This window comes from Pseudomonas sp. ARP3, assembly GCF_001029595.1.
GTDB lineage: Bacteria > Pseudomonadota > Gammaproteobacteria > Pseudomonadales > Pseudomonadaceae > Aquipseudomonas > Aquipseudomonas rhodesiae.
The window spans coordinates 76,515-100,379 of the sequence record NZ_LEKF01000002.1; the positions used below are offsets into that span (position 1 = coordinate 76,515).

The following is a 23,865-nucleotide window of genomic DNA, read 5'->3' on the forward strand; positions in this document are numbered from 1 at the left end:
GGAGCGGGCTTGCCCCCTCCCACACGATCAGGACATTTTGTATGCCCACTGCCCTGCACCGTTTCATCGTCACAGCCTTGCTGTTGCTGCCGTTGGTGGTACACGCCGGTGACGCCGAAGACTTCCTGGCCGCCAACCCGACGCAACAGGCCAAGCTGTTGCAGGACTGGGCCGCCAACCCCGACCCTGCGCGCATCGAGCTGGTGGACGCCCTGCAACAGGGCCAACTCACCGTCAATGGCGAAACCAAGACCGTGCGTTTGAACAATCGTCTGCGCGGCTTGATCGATAACGTACAGGCCAGCCAACAACTGCTGGCCGCCGACCCCAAAGTGCGTCTAGCGGCTGCGCAAACCCTGCAAAAAAGCGCCCAGCCGGCGCAATTGAAATTCCTCGACCAGCAGGTCGCCGCCGAAACCAATGAGGACGTTCACACCGCCCTCAGCCTGGCCCTGGCCAACCTGCAACTGGTCGACGCCGACCCGGCGATACGCCTGGCCGCCGTGCGCCTGCTAGGCAGCACCGGCGACCCGCTGGCGCGCACGCGCCTGGAAGCGCTGCTGGCGCCGGGCGTGGAAACCGACGCCGCCGTGCATACCGCCGCCGAAACCAGCCTGGCCCAGGTCAAACGCAAACTGATGCTGGGTGAAATCCTCGGTCAGGCGTTCAGCGGCATGTCCCTGGGCTCGATCCTGCTGCTGGCCGCCCTCGGCCTGGCGATCACCTTCGGCCTGCTCGGCGTGATCAATATGGCCCACGGCGAGATGCTGATGCTCGGCGCCTATTCCACCTATGTGGTGCAGTTGTTGATGCAGCGCTACGTGCCCGCGGCCATCGAGTTCTACCCCTTGATCGCGTTGCCGGTGGCCTTCTTTGTTACCGCCGCCATCGGCATGGCGCTGGAACGCACGGTGATTCGTCACCTGTACGGTCGACCGCTGGAAACCCTGCTGGCCACCTGGGGCATCAGCCTGATGCTGATCCAACTGGTGCGTCTGGTGTTCGGTGCGCAGAACGTCGAAGTGTCCAACCCGGCATGGCTGTCCGGTGGTATTCAAGTACTGCCCAACCTGGTGTTGCCGTACAACCGCATCGTGATCATCGCCTTCGCGCTATGCGTGGTGGTGTTGACCTGGCTGCTGTTGAACAAGACGCGCCTGGGGCTCAACGTGCGTGCCGTGACCCAGAACCGCAACATGGCCGCCTGCTGCGGCGTACCCACCGGGCGTGTGGATATGCTCGCGTTCGGCCTGGGTTCCGGCATCGCCGGCCTGGGCGGTGTCGCACTCAGCCAGATCGGCAACGTCGGCCCGGACCTGGGCCAGAGCTACATCATCGACTCGTTCCTGGTGGTTGTACTCGGCGGCGTCGGCCAACTGGCCGGTAGCGTCATGGCCGCCTTCGGCCTGGGCATCGCCAACAAGATTCTGGAGCCGCAGATCGGCGCGGTGCTGGGCAAGATCCTGATCCTCGCGCTGATCATTCTGTTTATCCAGAAACGCCCGCAAGGACTCTTCGCACTGAAAGGACGGGTGATCGACTGATGAACCAGCCATTGATGCTCACGGCCACGCAAAAGGCCGGCCCCAAGGTGACCATCGCCGTGGGCGCGGTGATCCTGGCGCTGCTGCTGGCGTTGCCATTGCTGTCGCTGTTGCCGGTGGACAACGCCTTGCACGTATCGGCCTACACCCTGACCCTGGTGGGCAAAATCCTGTGCTATGCCATCGTCGCCCTGGCCTTGGACTTGGTGTGGGGTTACGCCGGGATGCTGTCCCTCGGCCACGGTTTGTTCTTTGCCCTGGGCGGTTACGCGATGGGCATGTACCTGATGCGCCAGGCTGCCGGCAGTGAGCTGCCGGCGTTTATGACCTTTTTATCGTGGACCGAATTACCCTGGTATTGGGCCGGCACCGATCACTTCCTCTGGGCCTTGTGCCTGGTAGTGCTGGCGCCGGGGTTGCTGGCCCTGGTGTTCGGGTTCTTTGCCTTTCGCTCGCGAATCAAGGGCGTGTATTTCTCTATCATGACCCAGGCCCTGACCTTTGCCGGCATGCTGCTGTTCTTTCGCAACGAGACCGGCTTTGGCGGCAACAACGGCTTCACCAACTTTCGCAGCATCCTCGGCTTCGGCATCACCGAGCCGGGCACGCGGGCGGTGTTGTTCCTGGCCACGGTGCTGTTGCTGGTGGCGAGTCTGTTCATCGGCTGGCGCCTGGCGCGCAGCAAGTTCGGCCGGGTGCTGACCGCCCTGCGCGACGCCGAGAACCGCCTGATGTTCTGCGGCTACGACCCACGCGGTTTCAAGCTGTTCGTGTGGGTGTTGAGCGCGGTGCTGTGCGGCCTGGCCGGGGCGCTGTATGTGCCGCAGGTGGGCATCATCAACCCCAGCGAAATGTCGCCGACCAACTCTATCGAAGCCGCCGTGTGGGTGGCCCTGGGCGGGCGCGGCACGCTGATCGGCCCGCTGCTGGGTGCCGGGGTGGTCAATGGCATGAAGAGCTGGTTCACCGTGGCCTTCCCGGAATACTGGCTGTTCTTCCTCGGGGCGCTGTTCATCATCGTCACCCTGTACCTGCCCAAGGGCGTGATCGGGCTGCTGAAGAAATGAGGAATGTGATGCTTGAACCTATTCTCGATGCGGGCAGCGGCCGCGACGCCATCGGCCTGGGCCAGGTGGCCGGCAAGGGCCTGAACACCCGCCATGGCACCATCCTGACCCTGGAAGATATCAGCGTGAGCTTCGATGGTTTCAAGGCGCTCAACGACTTGAACCTGTACATCGGCGTCGGCGAACTGCGCTGCATCATCGGCCCCAACGGCGCGGGCAAAACCACGCTGATGGACGTGATTACCGGCAAAACCCGCCCCAGCCACGGCAATGCCTGGTTCGGCGAAACCCTGGACCTGACCAGCCTGAGCGAAGTGCAGATCGCCCAGGCCGGCATCGGTCGCAAGTTCCAGAAACCCACGGTGTTCGAAGCTCTCAGCGTGTTCGAAAACCTGGAGCTGGCGCGAAAGACCGACAAGTCGGTATGGGCCAGCCTGCGTGCGCGCCTGAGCGGCGAACAAAAGGATCGTATCGATGAAGTGCTCGACACCATCCGCCTCAGCGCTTCGGTGCATCGCCCGGCCGGGTTGCTGTCCCACGGCCAAAAGCAATTCCTGGAAATCGGCATGCTGTTGATGCAAGACCCGCAGTTGCTGTTGCTGGACGAACCGGTGGCCGGCATGACCGACGCCGAAACCGAATTCACCGCCGAACTGTTCAAGGGCCTGGCGGGCAAGCATTCGCTGATGGTGGTGGAACACGACATGGGCTTTGTCGGCGCGATTGCCGACCATGTGACGGTGTTGCACCAGGGCAGCGTGCTGGCCGAAGGATCGCTGGAACAGGTGCAGGAAAATGAGCGGGTGATCGAGGTGTACCTCGGTCGCTAAGGAGAACTGAACATGCTGCAAGTCGACAAACTGCACCAGTATTACGGCGGTAGCCATATCCTGCGCGGGCTCTCATTCGACGTAAAAATCGGCGAAGTGACCTGCCTGCTCGGCCGTAACGGCGTGGGCAAGACCACCCTGCTCAAATGCCTGATGGGTTTGCTGCCGGCCAAAGAAGGCGCAGTGAATTGGGAGGGCAAGCCGATCACCGGGTACAAGCCCCATCAGCGCGTACACGCCGGGATCGCCTATGTGCCTCAGGGCCGGGAGATTTTCGGGCGGCTGACGGTGGAAGAAAACCTGCTGATGGGCCTGTCGCGATTCCCCGGTGCCGAAGCCAAGGAGGTGCCTGCGTTTATCTACGAACTGTTCCCAGTGTTGCTGCAAATGAAGCATCGTCGTGGCGGTGACTTGTCCGGCGGTCAGCAGCAGCAATTGGCAATCGGCCGCGCCCTGGCCAGTCGCCCGCGCCTGTTGATCCTCGACGAACCCACCGAGGGCATACAGCCGTCGGTGATCAAGGAGATCGGCGCGGTGATCAAAAAACTCGCGGCCCGGGGCGATATGGCGATCCTGCTGGTGGAGCAGTTCTACGACTTTGCCGCCGAATTGGCCGACCAGTACCTGGTGATGTCACGTGGGGAAATCGTCCAGCAAGGCCGTGGTGAAAATATGGAAAGCGAAGGTGTACGCGGCCTGGTAACCATCTAATCTGTTGCGACCTCATGAAAAGCACGCCGTTATGAACCTGCCCGTTTCCCCTGCCCTGTTCACCCCCAGCTGGCACGCCGCGCTGGAGCTCGGCTATGCGCGCTTCGGCGACACCACGCGCCCGGTGATGCGCCGCCACGTCGGCCCGCTGCGCGTGCAAAAGCATCTGTATGCCGAAGGCCCCGAGGTGTGCCAGCACATCATTGTGCATCCACCGGGCGGCATCGCCGGCGGCGACCGCCTGGACATCAGCGCCCACGTCGCCGAGGGCGCCTGGGCACAACTGACCAGCCCTGGCGCGGCCAAGTGGTACCGCGCCAGCGGCCCGGCGTTTCAGCAACTGGACCTGACGGTGGAGGCCGGCGCCACGCTGGAGTGGCTGCCCCAGGAAACCATCGTATTCAGCGCGGCCCAAGCCGAACTCACCACGCGCATCGACCTGCACGGCGATGCCCGGCTGTTCTATTGGGACGTGGTTGCGCTGGGCCGCCCGGCCAGTGACGAACGCTTCGACCTGGGACACTTTCAATCGCACCTGGATATCCGCCGCGACGGAAAGTCGCTCTGGCATGAACGTCAACGCATCGTCGGCGGCGACGGGCTGCTGGATTCGCCCATCGGCCTGGACGGGCAACCGGTGTTCGCCACGTTGCTGGTGACGGGCGATATCGACCCTGAGTTATTGGAACGTTGCCGCGCGCTGCCCCACGCCGTGCGCGGCGACTTGACCCAATTGCCCGGCTTGCTGGTGGCCCGCTGCCTGGCCAGCGAGGCGCTGCTGGCGCGGGGATGGTTGATTGATGTGTGGCGGCTGTTGCGCCCGGCCATATTGGGCCGAGAAGCGGTATCACCGAGAATCTGGAGCACATGAAGATCAAAAATGTGGGAGGGGGCTTGCTCCCGATAGTGGCGTGTCAAGCAGAGCATTTTTCACTGACCCACTGCTATCGGGGGCAAGCCCCCTCCCACATTTAATCTTCACTGTATTTACGAATGTATTTCACGACGGACTGAACCATGGACCTGACCCCACGGGAAAAAGACAAACTGCTGATCTTCACTGCCGGCTTAGTTGCCGAGCGCCGCCTGGCGCGTGGGGTGAAGCTCAATTACCCGGAAACCATCGCCTACATCTCCGCCGCCTTGATGGAAGGCGCCCGCGATGGCCGCACGGTGGCCGACCTGATGCACTACGGCACCACCCTGCTGAGCCGTGAACAAGTGATGGAAGGCATCCCGGAGATGATCCCGGATATCCAGGTGGAAGCCACTTTTCCGGACGGCACCAAGCTGGTCACCGTTCATCAACCGATTGCCTGAGGCACGCTCATGATTCGTGATGCAACTGAAAAGGACCTTCCCGCCATTCGCGATATCTACAACGACGCGGTGCGCAACACCACGGCGATCTGGAACGAACAACCGGTGGACCTGGCTAACCGCCTGGCGTGGTTCAACGCGCGCCAGGCCCAGGGTTACCCGATCCTGGTGGCGGTGGAAAACGACGAGGTGACGGGCTATTCCTCGTTCGGCGACTGGCGACCATTCGAAGGTTTTCGCTACAGCGTTGAGCACTCGGTGTACGTGCGCAACGACCAACGCGGCAAGGGCCTTGGCCCACGCTTGATGCAAGTGCTGATCGAACGAGCGCGCAGCGCCGGCAAATACGTGATGGTCGCCGCCATCGAAAGTGGCAATCAGGCCTCGATCCGCCTGCACGAGCGCCTGGGCTTCGTCACCACCGGGCAAATGCCGCAAGTGGGCATCAAGTTCGGCCGCTGGCTGGACTTGACCTTTATGCAACTGGCCCTGAACCCCGGCGCCGAACCGCCCAAGGAGTGAGATCGATGAGTGCTGCGCAAATGCGTCGCGTCAATGCGGAAAGTTTCGCCCATTACCGCCAGGGCTTGAGTGAACTGCTGTTGGACGCGGTCAGTCACGGTGCGTCGGTGGGTTTCATGGCCGACTTCGATGACGCCCAGGCGCGCAGTTACCTCAACGGCGTGCAGGCGAGCCTGCAAGACGCCAGCCTGTTGCTGTGGGTGGTGGTGCGCGACGAGCAGGTGATCGCCAGCGTGCAGTTGGCGTTGTGCCAGAAAGCCAACGGCCGCAATCGCGCCGAAGTCCAGAAGCTACTGGTGCACAGCAGCGCCCGCCGCCACGGCCTCGGCCAGCAATTGATGAACGCCCTGGAACTCGCCGCCCGCCAGCACCGGCGTGGCCTGCTGTACCTGGACACCGAAGCCGGATCGCCGGCCGAAGCCTTCTACCAGTCGCTGCGCTACACCAAGATCGGTGAACTGCCCGACTACTGCCAAAGCCCGGACGGGCGATACAGCCCGACCGCCATCTACTACAAGACCCTGGGGCAACCTGCATGATTCCTGGTGAATTTCAGATCCAGCCCGGCGAGATCGAACTCAACGTCGGCCGCCGTACCGTCACCCTGAGCGTGGCCAACAGCGGCGACCGGCCGATCCAGGTGGGTTCGCATTACCACTTTTTCGAAACCAACGACGCGCTGACCTTTGACCGCGCCGCCAGCCGTGGCATGCGTTTGAATATTCCGGCGGGTACGGCGGTGCGGTTCGAGCCGGGGCAGAGCCGTGAGGTCGAGCTGGTGGATTTGAGCGGCGGTCGGCGGGTGTTCGGGTTTGCCGGGCGGATCATGGGCGACCTTTAGGGCCTCATCGGGGGCAAGCCCCCTCCCACAGGGGAACGCATTCCAAAGGTGGGAGGGGGCTTGCCCCCGATAGCGATTTCACATTCAACACAAATATTTCAGGGCACACACATGAAAATCAGCCGCCAAGCCTACGCCGATATGTACGGCCCCACCGTCGGCGACAAGGTCCGCCTGGCCGACACCGAGCTGTTCGTCGAAGTGGAACGGGACTTCACCGTGTACGGCGAAGAGGTCAAATTCGGTGGCGGCAAGGTGATCCGCGACGGCCAGGGCCAGAGCCAGTTGCTCGCCGCCGAGGTGGTCGACACCTTGATCACCAATGCATTGATCATCGACCACTGGGGCATCGTCAAGGCCGACGTGGGCCTCAAGAACGGGCGCATCCACGCCATCGGCAAAGCCGGTAACCCGGATATCCAGCCCGGCGTGACCATGGCCATCGGCGCCAGCACTGAAGTGATCGCCGGCGAAGGCATGATCCTCACCGCCGGCGGCATCGACTCCCATGTGCATTTCATTTGCCCGCAGCAGATCGAAGAAGCGCTGACCAGCGGCGTCACCACCATGATCGGCGGCGGTACCGGCCCGGCCACCGGCACCAACGCCACCACCTGCACCTCGGGGCCGTGGCACCTGGCGCGCATGCTGCAGGCCAGCGATTCGTTCCCGATGAACATCGGTTTTACCGGCAAGGGCAACGCCAGCCTGCCGGGCCCATTGATCGAACAGGTCAAGGCCGGTGCCATCGGTTTGAAGCTGCATGAAGACTGGGGCACCACCCCGGCGAGCATCGACAACTGCCTAACGGTGGCGGACGACTACGACGTGCAAGTGGCGATCCACAGCGACACCCTCAACGAGTCCGGTTTTGTCGAAACCACCCTCGCCGCGCTCAAGGGTCGCACCATCCATACCTACCACACCGAGGGCGCCGGCGGCGGCCACGCGCCGGACATCATCAAGGCGTGCGGCTTCCCCAACGTACTGCCCAGCTCCACCAACCCGACGCGGCCGTTCACCCGCAACACCATCGACGAGCACCTGGACATGTTGATGGTCTGCCATCACCTGGACCCCAGCATTGCCGAAGACGTGGCCTTCGCCGAAAGCCGCATCCGCCGCGAAACCATCGCCGCCGAAGACATCCTGCACGACCTCGGCGCGTTCTCGATGATCAGTTCCGACAGCCAGGCTATGGGCCGCGTCGGCGAAGTGATCACGCGCACCTGGCAAACCGCCGACAAAATGAAAAAGCAACGCGGCGCCCTGCCAGGCGACGGTCCGGGCAACGACAATTTCCGCGCCAAACGCTACATCGCCAAGTACACCATCAACCCGGCGATCACCCATGGCATCAGCCATGAGGTGGGCTCCATCGAAGTGGGCAAATGGGCCGACCTGGTGCTGTGGCGTCCAGCGTTCTTCGGGATCAAACCGACGCTGATCCTCAAGGGCGGCGCGATTGCCTCCAGCCTGATGGGCGATGCCAACGCTTCGATCCCGACCCCGCAACCGGTGCACTACCGCCCGATGTTCGCCAGCTTTGGCAGCTCATTGCACGCCACCAGCCTGACGTTTATCAGCCAGGCGGCGCTGGACGAGGGTCTGCCCGAAGCGCTGGGTTTGAAGAAACGCATCGGCGTGGTCAAGGGCTGCCGTGATGTGCAGAAAACCGACCTGATCCACAACGATTACCTGCCGGAGATCGACGTGGACCCGCAGACCTATCAGGTCAAGGCGGACGGGCAATTGCTCTGGTGCGAACCAGCGGATGTGCTGCCGATGGCGCAGCGTTATTTCCTGTTCTAACCGTTCATCGGCACAGACCTGCGGGGCCAGTGAATGAAGCACGCGTATGGCGCTACGATGCGCCACGCGCTTTCATCGTTCTGGAAACCTGGCCATGCGTTTATCCGAATTCATCGTGTTACACGCCGAGCAGATCGTTGATGAATGGGAGCTGTTCGCCCAGACCCTGACACCCGCCGCCGACACCCTCAACCGCACACAATTGCGCGACCACGCCCATTCGATCCTGCTGGCCGCCGCCCGTGACATGAACACCCGCCAAAGCGCCAGCGAACAAGCCGCCAAGGCCAAGGGCGAAGGCCCGGAGAAAACCCCCAGCCTGGATCAAGCCGCAGCCAGCCATGGCGAGCTGCGCCATACCGTGGGCTTTGACCTGGTGCAGATGACCTCCGAGTTCCGCCATTTGCGCGCCTGCGTGATCCGGCTGTGGGTCGACAGCGTGCAAACCCCGCAACGGGCAGACCTGCAAGACATGATCCGCTTCAATGAAGCCATCGACGAAGCCCTGGCCGAGTCCACCGCAGCCTACGCCGAACAAGTGGCGCGCTCGCGGGACATCTTCCTGGCGATCCTAGGCCACGACCTGCGCGCGCCGTTGCAGGCAGTGAACATGTCGAGCGAGATGCTGTTGCGCAAGGCGCAGTTGGATAACCAGGGGTTGAGCCTGCTGGGCAATATCCGCAACGGCGCGCGCCACATGGGGGCGATGGTCAGCGACCTGCTGGAGTTCGTACGCAGCCGTTTGGGCAGCAGCCTGCCCATCGACCCCAAACCCATGAGCCTGGCGGACGCCGCGCGCGAGGCCATCGACGAGGCGTGCGCAGGTCGCCCGGAATGCAACCCGGCGCTGATCATCCACGGCGACACCCATGGCCAGTGGGACCGTGGCCGCGTCGACCAACTGCTGCAGAATCTGATCGGCAACGCCTTGCAGCACGGCACCCACAGCCAGGCGGTGACCCTGACGCTCAAAGGCACGGCGGACAGCGTGGAATTGCGCATGCACAACTACGGCCCGCCGATCCCCGAAGCCGCCCTGGGCACGGTGTTCGACCCATTGGTGCGCAGCGCCAACGAGGAACCGGGCAGCACGTCGACCAGCCTGGGGTTGGGTTTGTTTATCGTCAAGGAAGTGGTGCTGGCCCATCGGGGCAGCATTGAAGTGACGTCCAGCGAGGCGGACGGCACCACCTTTACCGTGGTGCTGCCGCGCTCGCTTTGACGGTCCCGCGCCGAGGCGGGTTTAGACGTTTTCGCGCGGGTTGAAGTTGGCCTTCTTGGCCAGCGCCTGCCACAGCGCGATGGTTTCGTCGTCGGCCTGCTTAGGCATCACTGCCTTGAGCTGCACGTAGAGGAACCCGCGCTGCCCAGCCTTGTTCATCAAGCCGTGACCCTTGACGCGCATGCGCTGGCCGTTCTGGCTGCCGGCCGGCACTTTGAGGTTGATCCTGCCGGTCAAGGTCGGCACCGCGACTTCCGCGCCCAACGCCAATTCCCACGGTGCCAGCGGCAAGTGGGTGATCAGGTTTTCGCCGTCCACTTCGAACTTGGGGTGCGGCGCGAACTTGATGATCAGGTACAGATCGCCATTGGGCCCTCCGGCCACGCCGGGCGCACCCTGCCCCTTGAGGCGGATACGCTCGCCGTCGGTGACGCCGGCGGGGATCTTCACGTTCAGGCTCTTGGTGGTGTTGCTGACATGCCGGCCCGAGGCGTCGTATTGCGGCACCTGGAAGCTGATCTGCTTGGACTCGGTGGACAGCGTCTCCTCAAGGAATACCGAGAGTTGCATCTCCACGTCCTGGCCCTTGCGCGCTGCGGAGCGGCGCTGGCCGCCGCCAAAGGCGTCGCCACGGGAGCCGAAGATCGAACTGAAGAAGTCCGAAAAATCGCCCGCGTCCTGGCCGCCACCAAAGCCGCCACGGCTCTGCCAGCCCGGTGGCCCCTGGAACGGCTGACCATGCTGGCCATACTTGCGCAGCTCGTCGTATTCGGCGCGCTTATCCGCGCTTTTGAGCGCTTCATAGGCTTCGGACGCGTCCTTGAACTTGGCTTCGGCGTCTTTTTCCTTGCTCACATCGGGGTGATATTTGCGAGCCAGCTTGCGATAGGCGGTCTTGATTTCCTTGTCATCGGCCGTCGGCTCGACACCCAGAATCTTGTAGTAGTCTTTGAAATCCATCGGCGGTTCACCATCCTCTCATCGGGATCGCACAGCCCAGGGCACAAGGTGCGATGCTTTGCACTTGTTGAGTCTTATGGCCTGGGGGTGCGTCAAAGTGTTATCGGCGCTAGCCGTATGCAACAGATGTGGGGGCAAATCGGCGACTTTCAAGCGTGATTTAACAGATAGTCGGCCTACGCATCGGCCCTCGACTGGCATACACTGCGCGGCCGTTTTTCGACCGGAACCCGATAGACATGAAAAACCCATCCCCAGCCCGTGCCTGCGGCATCGATTTCGGCACGTCCAACTCCACCGTCGGCTGGATCCGCCCCGGCGAGGAGACGCTTATTGCGCTGGAGGACGACAAAATCACCCTGCCGTCGGTGGTGTTCTTCAACTTCGAGGAGCGTCGCCCGGTCTACGGTCGCCTGGCCCTGCACGAATACCTGGAAAACTACGAAGGCCGGCTGATGCGCTCGCTCAAGAGCCTGCTGGGTTCCAAGCTGATCAAGCACGACACCAGCGTATTGGGCACGGCGATGCCGTTCACCGACCTGCTGGCGCTGTTTATCGGCCAGCTCAAGAGCCGCGCCGAAGCCAACGCCGGCCGCGAGTTCGAAGAAGTGGTGCTGGGGCGCCCGGTGTTCTTTGTGGATGACGACCCGCTGGCCGACCAGGAAGCGGAAAACACACTGGTAGATGTGGCCCGCAAGATCGGTTTCAAAGACATCTCGTTCCAGTACGAACCGATTGCCGCAGCGTTCGACTACGAATCCACCATCGAAAAGGAAGAGCTGGTGCTGATCGTCGACATCGGCGGCGGTACGTCCGACTTCTCGCTGGTGCGCCTGTCACCGGAGCGTCGCCACAACGACAACCGCCACGATGACATCCTCGCCACCGGCGGCGTGCACATCGGCGGAACCGACTTCGACAAGCAACTCTCGTTGGCCGGCATGATGCCGCTGTTCGGCTACGGCAGCCGCATGAAGAGCGGCGCCTACATGCCCACCAGCCACCACATGAACCTGGCGACCTGGCACACCATCAACTCGGTGTACTCGCAAAAATCCCAGTTGGCCCTGGGCAGCATGCGCTACGACATCGAAGACACCGGCGGCATCGACCGCCTGTTCAAGCTGATCGAACAGCGCGCCGGGCACTGGCTGGCGATGGAAGTGGAAGAAACCAAGATCCAGCTGACCCACGACGACAATCGCCATGTGCCGCTCGACCGCATCGAGCGTGGCCTGAGCGTGGACCTGAGCCGCAGCTTGTTCGAGTCAGCCATCGACGGGCTGCTCGAACGTGTACGTGGCAGCGTGACTCAACTGCTCAACGATGCCTCGGTCAGCGTGGCGCAGGTAGACACCGTGTTCTTCACCGGCGGCTCCAGCGGCATCCCGGCACTGCGCCACAGCATCGCGGCGATGTTGCCGAATGCGCGGCATGTGGAAGGGAATATTTTCGGCAGTATCGGCAGCGGGTTGGCGATTGAGGCGAGTAAGCGCTACGGCTGCTGAATTTCACCTGGGATACCGAGGTGAGTTTATCGGGGGCAAGCCCCCTCCCACATTTTGATTTGTGAACGCATTCAAAGGTGGGAGGGGGCTTGCCCCCGATGGCGTCAGCCCAGGCACCACAAAGCCTAAACCATCCCCCCCAGCTTCAACTCACTCTTGAGGTACGCATAGTAAATCGGCCCCGCCACCACCCCCGGCAAACCGAATGCCGCTTCGAACACCAGCATCGCCAACAATAATTCCCACGACTTGGCACTGATCTGCCCGCCCACAATGCGGGCGTTGAGGAAGTACTCGACCTTGTGGATCACGATCAGATAGCCCAACGCAGCCACGGCGACCCAGATCGACAACGACAGCGCGACGATGGTGATCAGGGTGTTGGACATCAGGTTGCCGATCACCGGCAACAGGCCGAGCAGGAAGGTCAGCACGATCAGGGTCTTGGTCAGCGGCAGGTGAATGCCGCACAGCGGCAGCACCACGGCCAGGAACACCGCGGTGAAGGCGGTGTTGAGGGCGGCGATTTTGATTTGCGCGAAGACGATATTGCGAAACGCCTGGACCAGCAGGTGCAGGCGGTCGAACAGCGCCGCGGCCAGGGGCTTGCGCTTGGTCAGGTCGGGAATCCGTTGCAGGGCAATGATCGCGCCGAGCACCATGCCGATCAGCAGGGTGACGAACATGTGCGCCGCGTCTTTGCCCACCAGTTGCAGTTCGCTCAGGTGCTTGCTCAGCCAGTCGCCGATGGCCACGCGGAACTCGGCGGCGCTGGCGGGCAGGTAGGCGTCGAGGAAGGGCGGCAGTTGGCCGCGCGCACGGTCGACCACGCCCATGAACTTGTCGAGGGAAGCGCCAGGGTTTTCCGCTTCGTGGAGCAGGAAGCTGATAGCGCCGGCAAAGATCAGCGTCAGCACGCTGACGATCACGGTGCCCAGCAAGGCCACCGCCAGCCAGCGCGCGCGCCGGCCTTCGATCAGCCGTTGCAGTTGAGGGGTGAGCATGTTGACCAGTTCGTAGACCAACAGACCGGCCAGCAGGCTGGGTAGCAACTTGAGCGGCAATACCAGCAGCAATCCGCCAAAAATAATGATGTAGCTGGCCAGCAACAACATATGACGCTGAGAAAACGTTGGCATACAGCCTCAAAACGAACGGCGTTAAAGGATGGGCAGTCTGCCAGCCTTAAGGGAATCAAGCGAGTGCGATCAAGCGTGGGAAGGGGCTTGCCCCCGATTGCGGTGCATCAGTGGACGCAAGAGCTGACTGATACACCGTTATCGGGGGCAAGTCGATGAGTCGCCCTCACCCAAGAGGAGTCGCCTACTCAACTGCCCTTGAGGCAGCTACTCATAAAGGTCTTGCGCGCATCACCGGTCAGCGCCTTGGTTTTCGCCGACGCGTTGCAATCCTTCATTTTCTGCTGCTGCGGCGTCAGCGTCTTGGCATCGTTGGCGGCCGGGGCCGACAGGCAGGTTTTCATAAACGCCTTGCGCTCATCGCCCTTGAGCGTCTTGGTGGTGGCTTCGGCGTTGCAGGTGGTCATCTTGGTCTGCTGGGCGGTGGCGGCAAAGCCCTGGGCACACAGCAGCAGGCCCATCATCAACAACGGAATACGCAGCATCTTCATGGAGTTTTCTCCCGGTTACCATGCGGAGGGCACGGCCTGTGCAGAGTGTAGTCAATCCTTGTTACACCTTCCGGCGCTGAGAGAGGATAATCCCCGCTCATTCATCCATGCGGCGCTGTCATGCAATACGCTTATCCCCTGCTGGCCATCTTTATCTGGGCCGGCAACACCGTGGTCAACAAATTGGCCGTGGGTTCGATCTTCCCTGCCGAAATCGGTTTCTACCGCTGGCTGCTGGCGGCCCTGCTGTTTACCCCGTTCATGCTCAAACCGGTGATCGCTCATTGGCCGACCATCCGCCCCAACCTGGGCAAGGTCTGCATCCTCGGCGTACTAGGCATGGCGGTGTACCAGAGCCTGGCGTATTACGCCGCGTCGCTGACCAGCGCCACTAATATGGGCATCATTCTGTCGCTGATGCCGTTGATGGCGTTGACCGCCGCCATTATCAGCCTCGGCCAGCGCTTGACCTTCGGCGCGCTCACGGGTGCGGTGCTGTCCTTTGCCGGGGTGGCGGTGGTGGTGTCGGCCGGCAGCCTCGGCGCCCTGCTGCAACATGGGGTCAACCTGGGCGACGCGATGATGCTGGTGGCCACCCTGGCCTACGCGGTCTACAGCACGCTGCTGAAAAAATGGCAGCTGCGCCTGCCGCCGTTGGTGTTGTTGTATTTGCAGATACTGGTGGCGGTGGTGGTGCTGTTACCGCTGTACCTGTTCTCCGCAAAGGCCGGCCTGGGCTGGGGGAATATTCCCTTGGTGCTGTACGCCTGCGTGCTGGCGTCGATGCTCGCACCGCTGGCGTGGATGCATTCGGTCAAAACCCTCGGGCCGAGCCGCACCACGCTGTTTTTCAACCTGCTGCCGCTGATCACCGCACTCATTGCGGCGGCGGTGCTCAAGGAAGAACTGGCGTTGTATCACTTGGTGGGTGGGTTGCTGACCCTGGGCGGCGTGGTTCTGTCGGAACGCTGGACCACACCGGTGCGTCGATCCGCTTAAACCCCCGCCGCCTTCAAGCGTCGTGCGTGCTCGACAAACAGGCGGATCGGCTCGGCGCCCTTGCCCACCAGGCCTAGGGACTGATTGACGATGTCGAAGTGGTCCAGCGCATAGTCGTCGCCAATCACCACGCCCAGGTGCGAACTGTATCGCCCGACCATGCCATCGCACTGGCCTTTCTCCCGTACGAAACTGCGGGCGAACAGCCGGCAACTGCGGTGGGTGCCATCGAACAGGTTGCGCCCGCGGTCGGTCTTGCCTGGCTGCAAGGTGCCAGACCATGAGTAATAACGCACGCCGTTGACCTGCGCCGCGCCCTGGCCGCCCCAGGTGTCGGGCAGCCCCTGGGGGTATTGGCGATTGAACAGCGCCACACCGGCACTGGTCAGGGACTGGTGCGACGCCTGCAAGTCCGCCTTGAAGCGCGGGCCGCGATAGCCAGTTTCCAGCAGGCCCATTAGCCGAGCCACCAGGTGCAACAACGCGCTCACCAGCCGCCCCTTGACGCTGTCGATGGGGTAATGGGTGTGGAAGTAGTCGGCCAGTTCCGAGCCGTGATTGGGCCCAGCCACCGACGTCACCGACGCCACCCACTCCGGCCGTTTGGCCGCTGCATAGCGTGCGGTGAGCGAGCCCTGGCTATGGCCGATCAGGTTGACCTTCTCTGCGCCGGTCTCGCGGCGGATGCGCTCGATCTGCACCAGCAATTGCTCGCCGCGCACCTCGTTGGAATCCAACGGCGCCACCTGCACAGGGAAGACTTGCGCCCCACCCGCGCGCAGGGCCGGGACGATGCCGTACCAATAGGGGAATAGCCCAATACGCACGAACCCCAGCATGCCGGGCACCAGTACCAACGGATAACGTGTGGCTAACGACTGCGGCATGAAGCGAACGTCCTCGAAAATACTTGGATGCCGTGCAGCCTAGCCCAACTGCAAGTCCGGCTGATGACGCCGGCGGCAAATCCGATAAAACTTTTTGCCTCGCCCAGCACTCACAACTTGGAGCGATCACGCCGACAGAGCGTGGCGTAACCCGGATTAGCCCCAGGAGATTGAGATGACTGAAGCAAACTTGACCGACGTTGCCACCCTGCGCAGCCGCGCCCGCCAGAACGTCGAAAACGGTGCCGTGACCGAGGGCTATGACGCTGACCGCGAAGAAATCATTCGCCTGCTCAACGCCTCCCTCGCCACTGAACTGGTGTGCGTGCTGCGCTACAAGCGCCACTACTTCATGGCCAGCGGCATCAAAGCCGCCGTCGCCGCGCAGGAATTCCTCGAACACGCCACCCAGGAAGCCGAACACGCCGACAAACTCGCCGAGCGCATCGTGCAATTGGGCGGTGAACCTGAGTTCAACCCCGACCTGCTGTCGAAGAACTCCCACGCGCAATACGTGGCGGGCAACACCCTCAAAGAAATGGTCTACGAAGACCTGGTCGCCGAGCGTATCGCCGTAGACAGCTACCGCGAGATCATCCAATACATCGGCGACAAAGACCCGACCACCCGCCGCATCTTCGAAGACATCCTGGCCCAGGAAGAAGAGCACGCGGACGACATGGCGGATATTCTCGAAAGCCTGTAAACCGCGACACAAACAAAAGGGGAGCTGATCAGTCAGCTCCCCTTTTGTTTGTGTGGGAGAGGGCCTGCCTGCTCCCACTTATTCAACGTGCGTCATGTCAACCCTTCACCGTCTTCGGCGCCTTGCCTTCCTTCATCTGCTGCAACAACGGCGCACACTGGTTCGGCGCGTCACCGCTCGGGGCCACTAGGGCGAGCAGGCCGGCGGCGGGGCCGGCGATCACACCGAGGGCCACCATGCCTGCACCGCGCAGGGCCAGGGGAATGGCTTTAACGCCCGCGTTGGGCTTGATAAATGGGCCGTTGACGTACAGCGGCGAGCGCAGGGAGAACAGGCGAAAGCCTTTGGACTCAGGGGTGATGGTCAGGTCCAACTGCTCTGTGGCCATGTTGGCCGTGCCGTCGACATAGATGATCGCGTTCTCGGTGTCGAACACGAACAGCCGCGTGGTGGCCAGGCCGCTCTTGACGCCGAAGTCCGCCGCCGCGCAGTTGATCTTTACTTCCTTGTCGCCGAACAGGCGCCCCACCACGTAATTGCCCACGTTGAGGCCGGCGATTTCCATCAGGCCACGGCTGATGGCGCCGTCGTTGATCAGCATCTTTAGATCGCCGTTGGAGGTGCCCAGCAGCGCCGCGACGGAGTTGCCGCGCCCGGAAATATCCGCATCGCCGTTGAGTTCGCCGAAGCTGGTTTTCATCGGTTCGAAGCTGGGGAACAGTTGCTTGAGCTTGAAGTTGCGCGCGGTGAGCCGGGCGCGACCTTCCATGGGCGTGGTGCGGCCATTCAGGCGAATCTGCGCATCGAGCTTGCCGCCGGCCACGCCGAAACGCAGGGGTTCCAGGCTCAGTTCGCCATCGTTGAGCACCAGGTGCGTGTAGAGGTCGGTGAAAGGCAAGTCGGCGCTGTGCACGATGCGCTTACCGGTGAATTCCACATCGGCGTCCATGTCGCGCCAGCGCTCGGTGCGGAACTCTTCCACCGGCAGCACCTTGGTCGCCGGCTGCTTGCTGTCGCCGCCACGGGCCTTTTGCTTGGCATTGGAATCGGCGCCGATCAGGGGCGCGAGGTCGGTCATCAGCAACTGGTTGGACACCAGCGTACCGCTGAGTTTGGGCCTTGGCTGGCTGGCGACGTAGGCCAGGTCGCCGTGGATATCACTGTTACCGATCTTGCCGTTGAAGTTCTCGTAGCGAAACGACGCACCACTGGCGTCGTGCAGCTTGGCGATCAGGTGACCGTCGGTGGCGTACGCCGGTGAATCGGGCAAGGTTACGCCGGTCAGCGGGTACAGGTTGCTCAAGCTGGTGCCGGCGAGTTTGAGGCGCAGGTCGAGGGCGCCAAGGTTAAGAGGGTCGGTCAGCGTGCCGGCCAGGGCGATGCTGGTGTCGGCGATCTTGACCTGAGCTTGCAGCGGAAACGGTTTGTTTGCGTCCTGCAGAGCCAACAGCCCGCCGATTTTGCCGGCACCGTCGAGCTTCTGGCCGTGGTACTGGCCTTTGACCTTGAGGGCGAACACGTAGTCCTGAGGGGCCGAGCCTTTTTCCAAGGCTTTTTTGGCATCGGCATCGCCGACGATTTCGCCGAAGGGAATGGGTTTGCCCAACAGGTCGATGATCACGTCGAGCTGGGTTTTGAGGGTTTGATCGTCGAGCGTCACATGGCCTTTGTCGAACCCGATGGCGCCAATGTCCACCACCCAATTGGAGGGCTCGGCGTCGGGGTCTTTAGGGTCGAACGTGAAGGTCCAGTTGGCGCGGCCATCGGCCAGGCGCTGCAATTCGGCGCTCGGCTCAGTGAGGTCGATACGTGGGATAACCACCCGTTGCGCCAACAATGCCAGGGGCGAAATGCGCAGCTCCACTTTTTTGAGGGTGACCATCTGCGGCTTTTTCGACCAGTCGGGGTTGCCCAGGGTCAGGTCTTCGGCAATCACATGGGGCCACGGCACCCAGGCGCGCCAGCCGCCTTCGTCGGGCTCGCGCTGCCACTTCACGGCAAGGTTGCCATTGATGGCAAACGGGCGATGCAGCTCTTCGGACACTTTGGCATTGAGGGGCGGTTTGATGCGGTTCCAATCAAAAAACACTAGAAACAGCACTACCGCAGCGATTAACACGACGAAGCTGGCGCAGCTCCAAACCACGACTTTACGAGTGCGCGTCATTGCACAGAACTCCTGAATACGACCGGCTGGGTGACAGCCTTTAGAACAGCTTACAAGACTACGACTGGCAAACCGCCCACGGGTTTAACCCGATCGCGTTTTAAGGGCGAGAAGTCGCGCAAAAAACTGGTTTTCCTGACCGGATCGACAGTTTCCACCATCGATGGCGCACCAATGTTACCCGCCAGCGTGTCGAAAATACCCACCATGGTGCAAAACCGCGTGCTTGAGAGGTGCGATCTAGAGGCCTCGGCGAGAACAATCAATTCTGTTGATTATTACCATTGTGTTTATGAACTTTTATATCGACTTATCGAGAGTAGCATTAGCCACGTACCCACTTTATCGCCCTCCCAAGGAGCAACTGATCATGAAACGCCAAGTACTCGCTACCGTCCTGTTATCTGTCCTGGCTTCGAGCGCCTTTGCCCTGCCAGCCGCCGAACAAGCCACCCCACAGAACAAAGCCCAAGCCGTGCAGTCGAGCCAAACCGTGGCACGCAGCGGTTCGCAAGAAGAAGAGAACCGCGACTACGCCAAAGGCGCTGTTGCTGAAAACGGCTTTAATCGCCTGCAAGAAAAAGGTTTGGTCGAAGGCGGCGCGGATCGTTTGATGGAGCGCAACGCAGTGGCCGAAGGTGGTTCCGACCGTGCCAACAAACGCACCTACACTGACGGAGTTGCCGAAGGTGGTGCTGATCGTCTGCTGGAACGCAATGCCGTTGCCGAAGGTGGTGCCGACCGCCTGGAAGAAATGCATCAAGCACAGAGCTGAGCCTGTGGTGGCCCAGAAAAAAGCCCGATCCGCCGATCGGGCTTTTGACTTTCTGCAGAACCTGTCTCGCCACTGACCCCGCCAAGTTCGACGCCGATCAAGCGGTTTTGCTAGAGTGCGTCGCTGTACTTGTCCACAAAGCCCGCCCGCCCATGCTGCCCCGTGCCGAACAAAAGCAACAGACCCGCCTTGCCCTGATGGACGCTGCTCGTCATCTGATGGAGTGCGGCCGTGGGTTTGGCAGCTTGAGCCTGCGCGAAGTGGCCAAAACGGCCGGCATTGTCCCCACCGGCTTCTATCGACACTTTGCCGATATGGATCAACTGGGCCTGGTGCTGGTCAGCGAAGTCGGCCAGACCTTCCGCGCCACCATTCGCCTGGTGCGCCATAACGAATTCGTCATGGGCGGCATCATTGATGCCTCCGTACGCATCTTTCTCGATGTGGTGTCGGCCAATCGCTCGCAATTCCTGTTCCTGGCCCGAGAGCAATATGGCGGCTGCCTGGCCGTGCGTCAGGCCATCGCCGCACTGCGCGAAGACATCACCCGCGACTTGGCGGCCGACCTGACGCTGATGCCAAAGCTGCAACACCTGAATGCCGAAGGCTTGCATGTGATGGCCGACCTGATCGTCAAGAGCGTGTTCGCCACCCTGCCCGATATCATCGACCCTCCGGCCCAGGCTCTGCCGGCCCACCTCACGCCCCAGGCGAAGATCACTCAACAGCTGCGCTTTATCTTTATCGGCCTCAAGCACTGGCAAGGGCTGGGCAGCACCGAGTAGACCAATCAACCCGCCGCGTGGAAACGCTTGGCGGTGGTGTAGTGCTTGTTCCAATAACTGTTGCTCAACGAGTCGATGCGTACGTTCTTGCCGGTACGGGGCGAGTGAATGAATTTACCCTCGCCGATGTAAAGCCCGACGTGACTGACCTGCCCGCTCCCATTGCCCTTGAAAAACACCGCATCACCGGGTTTGAGAGCGCTGCGCTGGATGGTGGCGGCCGTTGAACGGTGCATCGCCGCCGTGGTGCGTGGGATCTGGATATTGGCTTGGGTCTTGAACAGGTAGACCAGCAAGCTGCTGCAATCGAAGCCTTGCTCCACCGACATGCCGCCCCACTTATAAGGTGTGCCCAACAATTCATGGGCCCGGTCGATCACATTGGTAATCGAGGCAGACGGCAGGCTTTGCAGTGACGCGCCGAGGGTCGAACGCGGTTGATAGTTGGCTGAAGCCGACGACACAACAAACGACAAGCCGATAAAAAACGAACATAAAAATGACTTAAACATGATGAACATCGCAGCGGATTAAACACGGCGCAAAGCCTAATCACCGGCCGTGTAGCGCGCTGAGCGCCGAATCCCGAGATGTCGTAGGAAAAATCCCAAAGCGCCCATGTCCGGGGCAAGCCACCGGCAGACGCACCATATTGAGGCACTCCCTGCGCGCAGCACTGCCCCATTCGGTGGCAGCCGCCTCCCCACCTACAGGTAATTCCTACGCTTTTGCGGGGTTGGCAAGGCCCTTGCTCTAGCTGGTTCATTGCCCCTAGCTGGAAGCCTTCTGATGCTGGTGATCCATCGCCGAATTGCCCCCCAAGCCCTCTGGGCCGCTGAGTTGCAGCTGAATTTCGAAGCGCGCAGCAAAAGCCGCCTGCGCTGTTTCAGTGCCGATGGTGAAGACGTCGGCCTGTTTCTGGAGCGTGGCCAGCCGCCGCTGCACGATGGCGAATGCCTACAGGCGGAAGACGGACGTGTCGTACGCGTCACTGCACGCCCTGAACAGCTGCTGCACGTCACCTGCAGCAGCGCTTATGAGCTGACCCGCGCCGCCTATCACCTGGGCAACCGCCATGTGGCGCTGCAGGTCGGGCATGGTTGGTTGCGCCTGCTCGACGACTACGTGCTCAAGGCCATGCTCGAACAACTGGGCGCCCACACCGAAACCATCGAGGCGCCCTTTCAACCGGAGCACGGTGCCTACGGCGGCGGCCATCACCACTCGCGCCATGGCGATGAAGATTTCAACTACCCGCCCAAGCTGCATCAGTTCGGCGTGCGTCTATGAACCCAGCTTGGGCGTTGCTGCGTCTGGCCAGTCCGCAATTGCCGATTGGCGGCTACAGCTATTCCCAGGGCCTGGAGATGGCCGTGGAGAACGGCCGCGTCTGCGATGCGGCCAGCGCCAGGCGCTGGATCGGCGACCAGTTGCTGCTCAACCTGGCGCGCTTCGAAGCGCCTTTGCTGTTCGCCCACTGCCGGGCGGCTGCCGCTCAGGACTGGGCGCGGCTGACGCAATTGTGCGAAGAACACCGCGCCAGCCGTGAGACTCGCGAGCTGTATCAAGAAAGTCGGCAGATGGGCTATTCCCTGCAACAACTGCTCAACGGATTGCCCGAATTGGACGCCGCCGCACGTCACTTTCTCGACCACCTCAGCGAACCGCACCTGGCCCTCGGCTGGGCGTTGGCCGCGCGCGCCTGGAGCATCAGCGCCGAAGACGCGCTCGCCGCGTGGCTGTGGAGCTGGCTGGAAAACCAATTGGCCGTGCTGATGAAAACCCTGCCCCTGGGCCAGCAAGCTGCCCAGCGCCTGACCAGCGAACTGCTGCCGCTGTTGCAACAAGCCCAGCAGGACGCCAGTCGCATCGACCCCGACCACTGCGGCAGCGCCGCGTTTGGCCTGTCCCTGGCGTGCATGGCCCACGAGCGCCAGTACAGCCGCCTGTTTCGTTCATAGGTTCTTTAGATTTTGGCGCCCTTTACTTCGGAGAAGCACATGCACACACAACCCTTGCGCGTCGGCATTGGCGGCCCGGTAGGCTCCGGCAAGACCGCCCTGACCCTGGCCCTGTGCCTCGCCCTGCGCGATCGCTACAACCTGGCGGTGGTCACCAACGACATCTACACCCGCGAAGACGCCGACTTTCTGGTGCGCAACCAGGCTTTGGCGCCCGAGCGCATCATCGGCGTGGAAACCGGCGGCTGCCCGCACACGGCGATTCGTGAAGACGCCTCCATCAACCTCGAAGCGGTGGATCAACTCAACCGCCGCTTCCCCGGCCTGGACCTGATCCTGGTGGAGTCCGGTGGGGATAACTTGTCGGCGACCTTCAGCCCGGAACTGTCGGACCTGACCATCTACGTGATCGATGTGTCCGCCGGCGACAAGCTGCCGCGCAAAGGCGGCCCGGGCATCTGCAAATCCGACCTGTTGGTGATCAACAAGATCGACCTCGCCCCCTTGGTCGGCGCCTCGCTGGAACTGATGAACAGCGACACCCAGCGCATGCGCAACGGTAAACCCTTTGTGTTCAGCAACCAAAAAACCGGGGTCGGCCTGGACGACATCGTGGCCTTTATCGAACGCCAGGGTCTGCTGACCGCCGCCTGATCTCTCTTCAAGGAAGCTAGTTATGAGCCTCAACAAACTCTTTGCCACCGCTGCCCTGCTTCTCGCTCCGGCGCTGGCCTTCGCCCACCCCGGCCACGGCGATAACGGCCTGGTGGCCGGTATGAGCCACCCCTTGGGCGGCCTCGATCATTTGCTGGCCATGCTGGCGGTGGGCCTCTGGGCCGCCCAGCAGAAAGGCGCCGCGCGCTGGGCACTGCCGTGCACGTTTGTGGGCACGATGCTGATCGGCGGCCTGCTGGGTTTCGAGGGCCTGGCACTGCCGGCGCTGGAAAACGGGATTGCCGCCTCGGTGCTGGCCCTGGGCCTGGCCGTGGCGCTGGCGGTGCGGCCGCCGCTGTTGATGGCGATGGCAGCCACGGCGTTGTTTGCGCTGTTTCACGGTGTGGCCCATGGCCTGGAACTGCCGGAGATGTCCAGCCCTTGGGCATACGCCGCCGGTTTTGTCGGCGCGACGGCAGCACTGCACGCAGCCGGTTATGCACTGGTGCGCTTCCTGCCGGCAGCGGCGGCGCCATTGGTGCGAGTGGCCGGGGCGGCTTCGGCGGCGACTGGGGTCTGGTTGCTGGCGGGCTGATTTGCAGCGCGGCTAAAGGCCTCATCGGGGGCAAGCCCCCTCCCACATTTGGCTGCATTGCTATCACAAGGTGGGAGGGTTCTGGTTGCTGGCAGGCTGATTGGCAGCGCGGCTGAAGGCCTCATCGGGGGCAAGCCCCTTCCTACATTTGGCCGCTATCACAAGGTGGGAGGGGGCTGGTGGCTGGCGGGCTGATTGGCAGTGCGGCTAAAGGCCTCATCGGGGGCAAGCCCCCTCCCACATTTGGCTGCAGCGCTCTCAAACGGTGGGAGGGGTCTGGTGGCTGGCGGGCTGATTGGCCGCACGGCTGAAGGCCTCATCGGGGGCGAGCCCCTGCCCACATTTGACTGCAGCGCTATCAAAAGGTGG

26 protein-coding genes are annotated in these 23,865 nt (G+C 62.3%); 20 read left to right on the forward strand and 6 right to left on the reverse strand.

What is annotated here, in order from left to right; all coding sequences use genetic code 11:
- Positions 1–41: 41 nt before the first annotated feature.
- The 11 genes from urtB (at position 42) to ABX75_RS02260 (ending at position 9,869) form a co-directional block, all read left to right on the forward strand.
- Entirely contained in the window at positions 42–1,544 is a 1,503-nt protein-coding gene (gene urtB, locus ABX75_RS02210) for an urea ABC transporter permease subunit UrtB (protein ID WP_034111567.1), read from the forward strand.
- Complete coding sequence (gene urtC / locus ABX75_RS02215) at positions 1,544–2,611, forward strand: urea ABC transporter permease subunit UrtC (RefSeq protein WP_034095660.1); 1,068 nt, start codon at positions 1,544–1,546, stop codon at positions 2,609–2,611. The genes urtB and urtC overlap by 1 nt, the downstream gene beginning before the upstream one ends.
- Positions 2,608–3,441 carry an urea ABC transporter ATP-binding protein UrtD gene (gene urtD / locus ABX75_RS02220; protein ID WP_177329671.1) on the forward strand — a complete coding sequence of 278 codons (834 nt, stop codon included), beginning with the start codon at positions 2,608–2,610 and terminating at the stop codon, positions 3,439–3,441. The genes urtC and urtD overlap by 4 nt, the downstream gene beginning before the upstream one ends.
- 12 nt (positions 3,442–3,453) lie before the next feature.
- Positions 3,454–4,152 carry an urea ABC transporter ATP-binding subunit UrtE gene (gene urtE, locus ABX75_RS02225; RefSeq protein ID WP_034111565.1) on the forward strand — a complete coding sequence of 233 codons (699 nt, stop codon included), beginning with the start codon at positions 3,454–3,456 and terminating at the stop codon, positions 4,150–4,152.
- A gap of 31 nt (positions 4,153–4,183) precedes the next feature.
- Positions 4,184–5,023 carry an urease accessory protein UreD gene (locus tag ABX75_RS02230; protein WP_034111563.1) on the forward strand — a complete coding sequence of 280 codons (840 nt, stop codon included), beginning with the start codon at positions 4,184–4,186 and terminating at the stop codon, positions 5,021–5,023.
- 146 nt (positions 5,024–5,169) lie between these two features.
- Entirely contained in the window at positions 5,170–5,472 is a 303-nt protein-coding gene (ureA, locus tag ABX75_RS02235) for an urease subunit gamma (protein ID WP_003171437.1), read from the forward strand.
- A 9-nt stretch (positions 5,473–5,481) separates the two neighbouring features.
- Positions 5,482–5,994 carry a GNAT family N-acetyltransferase gene (locus ABX75_RS02240; protein ID WP_034095656.1) on the forward strand — a complete coding sequence of 171 codons (513 nt, stop codon included), beginning with the start codon at positions 5,482–5,484 and terminating at the stop codon, positions 5,992–5,994.
- A gap of 5 nt (positions 5,995–5,999) precedes the next feature.
- The gene (locus ABX75_RS02245) at positions 6,000–6,533 is read left to right on the forward strand and encodes a GNAT family N-acetyltransferase (RefSeq protein WP_034095655.1); all 534 of its coding nucleotides are present in this window, start codon (positions 6,000–6,002) and stop codon (positions 6,531–6,533) included.
- Positions 6,530–6,835 carry an urease subunit beta gene (locus tag ABX75_RS02250; protein ID WP_034111559.1) on the forward strand — a complete coding sequence of 102 codons (306 nt, stop codon included), beginning with the start codon at positions 6,530–6,532 and terminating at the stop codon, positions 6,833–6,835. The genes ABX75_RS02245 and ABX75_RS02250 overlap by 4 nt, the downstream gene beginning before the upstream one ends.
- 111 nt (positions 6,836–6,946) lie before the next feature.
- Positions 6,947–8,647 carry an urease subunit alpha gene (ureC, locus tag ABX75_RS02255; protein ID WP_034095653.1) on the forward strand — a complete coding sequence of 567 codons (1,701 nt, stop codon included), beginning with the start codon at positions 6,947–6,949 and terminating at the stop codon, positions 8,645–8,647.
- 94 nt (positions 8,648–8,741) lie between these two features.
- Positions 8,742–9,869 (forward strand): sensor histidine kinase KdpD, encoded by a 1,128-nt coding sequence (locus ABX75_RS02260; RefSeq protein ID WP_034136684.1) that lies wholly within the window; start codon positions 8,742–8,744, stop codon positions 9,867–9,869.
- Positions 9,870–9,890: 21 nt separating this feature from the next.
- Here the strand turns inward: ABX75_RS02260 and ABX75_RS02265 are convergent, their stop codons facing one another.
- Positions 9,891–10,829: a DnaJ C-terminal domain-containing protein gene (locus ABX75_RS02265; protein WP_034136683.1), complete on the reverse strand. Its 939-nt coding sequence runs from the start codon at positions 10,827–10,829 to the stop codon at positions 9,891–9,893.
- A 239-nt stretch (positions 10,830–11,068) separates the two neighbouring features.
- Between ABX75_RS02265 and ABX75_RS02270 the strand changes: the two genes are divergently transcribed.
- Complete coding sequence (locus tag ABX75_RS02270; protein WP_034095650.1) at positions 11,069–12,337, forward strand: Hsp70 family protein; 1,269 nt, start codon at positions 11,069–11,071, stop codon at positions 12,335–12,337.
- A 125-nt stretch (positions 12,338–12,462) separates the two neighbouring features.
- Here ABX75_RS02270 and ABX75_RS02275 read toward each other — a convergent pair whose 3' ends face one another.
- Both ABX75_RS02275 and ABX75_RS02280 read right to left on the reverse strand, forming a co-directional pair.
- Complete coding sequence (locus tag ABX75_RS02275) at positions 12,463–13,476, reverse strand: AI-2E family transporter (protein ID WP_034095649.1); 1,014 nt, start codon at positions 13,474–13,476, stop codon at positions 12,463–12,465.
- Positions 13,477–13,664: 188 nt separating this feature from the next.
- Positions 13,665–13,967 carry a PsiF family protein gene (locus ABX75_RS02280; RefSeq protein ID WP_034095648.1) on the reverse strand — a complete coding sequence of 101 codons (303 nt, stop codon included), beginning with the start codon at positions 13,965–13,967 and terminating at the stop codon, positions 13,665–13,667.
- Between the two features lie 120 nt (positions 13,968–14,087).
- Between ABX75_RS02280 and ABX75_RS02285 the strand changes: the two genes are divergently transcribed.
- Positions 14,088–14,966 carry a DMT family transporter gene (locus ABX75_RS02285; RefSeq protein ID WP_047881393.1) on the forward strand — a complete coding sequence of 293 codons (879 nt, stop codon included), beginning with the start codon at positions 14,088–14,090 and terminating at the stop codon, positions 14,964–14,966.
- Here the strand turns inward: ABX75_RS02285 and ABX75_RS02290 are convergent.
- Complete coding sequence (locus ABX75_RS02290) at positions 14,963–15,853, reverse strand: triacylglycerol lipase (RefSeq protein ID WP_047881394.1); 891 nt, start codon at positions 15,851–15,853, stop codon at positions 14,963–14,965. The genes ABX75_RS02285 and ABX75_RS02290 overlap by 4 nt on opposite strands.
- A gap of 175 nt (positions 15,854–16,028) precedes the next feature.
- Between ABX75_RS02290 and ABX75_RS02295 the strand changes: the two genes are divergently transcribed.
- Positions 16,029–16,559 (forward strand): bacterioferritin, encoded by a 531-nt coding sequence (locus tag ABX75_RS02295; RefSeq protein WP_034095645.1) that lies wholly within the window; start codon positions 16,029–16,031, stop codon positions 16,557–16,559.
- A 97-nt stretch (positions 16,560–16,656) separates the two neighbouring features.
- On the opposite strand, the gene ABX75_RS02300 is transcribed toward ABX75_RS02295, so the two are convergent.
- On the reverse strand, positions 16,657–18,726 hold the full coding sequence (locus ABX75_RS02300) for an AsmA family protein (protein ID WP_034095644.1): 2,070 nt from the start codon (positions 18,724–18,726) through the stop codon (positions 16,657–16,659).
- 370 nt (positions 18,727–19,096) lie between these two features.
- Between ABX75_RS02300 and ABX75_RS02305 the strand changes: the two genes are divergently transcribed.
- Both ABX75_RS02305 and ABX75_RS02310 read left to right on the forward strand, forming a co-directional pair.
- The gene (locus ABX75_RS02305; RefSeq protein WP_034095643.1) at positions 19,097–19,501 is read left to right on the forward strand and encodes a hypothetical protein; all 405 of its coding nucleotides are present in this window, start codon (positions 19,097–19,099) and stop codon (positions 19,499–19,501) included.
- Positions 19,502–19,653: 152 nt separating this feature from the next.
- Positions 19,654–20,286, forward strand: coding sequence for a TetR family transcriptional regulator (locus ABX75_RS02310; protein ID WP_034095642.1), 633 nt, complete (start codon positions 19,654–19,656; stop codon positions 20,284–20,286).
- Positions 20,287–20,291: 5 nt separating this feature from the next.
- Here ABX75_RS02310 and ABX75_RS02315 read toward each other — a convergent pair whose 3' ends face one another.
- Complete coding sequence (locus ABX75_RS02315; protein ID WP_047881508.1) at positions 20,292–20,798, reverse strand: C40 family peptidase; 507 nt, start codon at positions 20,796–20,798, stop codon at positions 20,292–20,294.
- 277 nt (positions 20,799–21,075) lie between these two features.
- Between ABX75_RS02315 and ureE the strand changes: the two genes are divergently transcribed.
- From ureE to ABX75_RS02335, 4 genes are read left to right on the forward strand one after another with little or no spacing between them, the layout of a single operon-like run.
- Positions 21,076–21,576 carry an urease accessory protein UreE gene (gene ureE / locus ABX75_RS02320; RefSeq protein ID WP_034095641.1) on the forward strand — a complete coding sequence of 167 codons (501 nt, stop codon included), beginning with the start codon at positions 21,076–21,078 and terminating at the stop codon, positions 21,574–21,576.
- Positions 21,573–22,247 carry an urease accessory protein UreF gene (locus ABX75_RS02325; RefSeq protein WP_047881395.1) on the forward strand — a complete coding sequence of 225 codons (675 nt, stop codon included), beginning with the start codon at positions 21,573–21,575 and terminating at the stop codon, positions 22,245–22,247. The genes ureE and ABX75_RS02325 overlap by 4 nt, the downstream gene beginning before the upstream one ends.
- A gap of 39 nt (positions 22,248–22,286) precedes the next feature.
- On the forward strand, positions 22,287–22,901 hold the full coding sequence (gene ureG, locus ABX75_RS02330) for an urease accessory protein UreG (RefSeq protein WP_034095639.1): 615 nt from the start codon (positions 22,287–22,289) through the stop codon (positions 22,899–22,901).
- 22 nt (positions 22,902–22,923) lie between these two features.
- Positions 22,924–23,496 (forward strand): HupE/UreJ family protein, encoded by a 573-nt coding sequence (locus tag ABX75_RS02335; RefSeq protein WP_047881396.1) that lies wholly within the window; start codon positions 22,924–22,926, stop codon positions 23,494–23,496.
- The last annotated feature ends 369 nt before the right edge of the window (positions 23,497–23,865 follow it).

Bases quoted from the DNA above. Each gene is read 5' to 3' on its own strand.
- ABX75_RS02285 (WP_047881393.1), top strand. From the start codon at position 14,088: ATGCAATACGCTTATCCCCTGCTGGCCATCTTTATCTGGGCCGGCAAC.
- ABX75_RS02310 (WP_034095642.1), top strand. From the start codon at position 19,654: ATGCTGCCCCGTGCCGAACAAAAGCAACAGACCCGCCTTGCCCTGATG.
- ABX75_RS02280 (WP_034095648.1), bottom strand. From the start codon at position 13,967: ATGAAGATGCTGCGTATTCCGTTGTTGATGATGGGCCTGCTGCTGTGT.
- urtD (WP_177329671.1), top strand. From the start codon at position 2,608: ATGAGGAATGTGATGCTTGAACCTATTCTCGATGCGGGCAGCGGCCGC.
- ABX75_RS02270 (WP_034095650.1), top strand. From the start codon at position 11,069: ATGAAAAACCCATCCCCAGCCCGTGCCTGCGGCATCGATTTCGGCACG.
- urtC (WP_034095660.1), top strand. From the start codon at position 1,544: ATGAACCAGCCATTGATGCTCACGGCCACGCAAAAGGCCGGCCCCAAG.
- ABX75_RS02300 (WP_034095644.1), bottom strand. From the start codon at position 18,726: ATGACGCGCACTCGTAAAGTCGTGGTTTGGAGCTGCGCCAGCTTCGTC.
- ABX75_RS02265 (WP_034136683.1), bottom strand. From the start codon at position 10,829: ATGGATTTCAAAGACTACTACAAGATTCTGGGTGTCGAGCCGACGGCC.
- ABX75_RS02240 (WP_034095656.1), top strand. From the start codon at position 5,482: ATGATTCGTGATGCAACTGAAAAGGACCTTCCCGCCATTCGCGATATC.
- ureC (WP_034095653.1), top strand. From the start codon at position 6,947: ATGAAAATCAGCCGCCAAGCCTACGCCGATATGTACGGCCCCACCGTC.
- ABX75_RS02230 (WP_034111563.1), top strand. From the start codon at position 4,184: ATGAACCTGCCCGTTTCCCCTGCCCTGTTCACCCCCAGCTGGCACGCC.
- ureG (WP_034095639.1), top strand. From the start codon at position 22,287: ATGCACACACAACCCTTGCGCGTCGGCATTGGCGGCCCGGTAGGCTCC.
- ABX75_RS02335 (WP_047881396.1), top strand. From the start codon at position 22,924: ATGAGCCTCAACAAACTCTTTGCCACCGCTGCCCTGCTTCTCGCTCCG.
- ureE (WP_034095641.1), top strand. From the start codon at position 21,076: ATGCTGGTGATCCATCGCCGAATTGCCCCCCAAGCCCTCTGGGCCGCT.
- ABX75_RS02250 (WP_034111559.1), top strand. From the start codon at position 6,530: ATGATTCCTGGTGAATTTCAGATCCAGCCCGGCGAGATCGAACTCAAC.
- urtB (WP_034111567.1), top strand. From the start codon at position 42: ATGCCCACTGCCCTGCACCGTTTCATCGTCACAGCCTTGCTGTTGCTG.
- ureA (WP_003171437.1), top strand. From the start codon at position 5,170: ATGGACCTGACCCCACGGGAAAAAGACAAACTGCTGATCTTCACTGCC.
- ABX75_RS02290 (WP_047881394.1), bottom strand. From the start codon at position 15,853: ATGCCGCAGTCGTTAGCCACACGTTATCCGTTGGTACTGGTGCCCGGC.
- ABX75_RS02295 (WP_034095645.1), top strand. From the start codon at position 16,029: ATGACTGAAGCAAACTTGACCGACGTTGCCACCCTGCGCAGCCGCGCC.
- ABX75_RS02275 (WP_034095649.1), bottom strand. From the start codon at position 13,476: ATGCCAACGTTTTCTCAGCGTCATATGTTGTTGCTGGCCAGCTACATC.
- urtE (WP_034111565.1), top strand. From the start codon at position 3,454: ATGCTGCAAGTCGACAAACTGCACCAGTATTACGGCGGTAGCCATATC.
- ABX75_RS02325 (WP_047881395.1), top strand. From the start codon at position 21,573: ATGAACCCAGCTTGGGCGTTGCTGCGTCTGGCCAGTCCGCAATTGCCG.
- ABX75_RS02305 (WP_034095643.1), top strand. From the start codon at position 19,097: ATGAAACGCCAAGTACTCGCTACCGTCCTGTTATCTGTCCTGGCTTCG.
- ABX75_RS02245 (WP_034095655.1), top strand. From the start codon at position 6,000: ATGAGTGCTGCGCAAATGCGTCGCGTCAATGCGGAAAGTTTCGCCCAT.
- ABX75_RS02315 (WP_047881508.1), bottom strand. From the start codon at position 20,798: ATGTTTAAGTCATTTTTATGTTCGTTTTTTATCGGCTTGTCGTTTGTT.
- ABX75_RS02260 (WP_034136684.1), top strand. From the start codon at position 8,742: ATGCGTTTATCCGAATTCATCGTGTTACACGCCGAGCAGATCGTTGAT.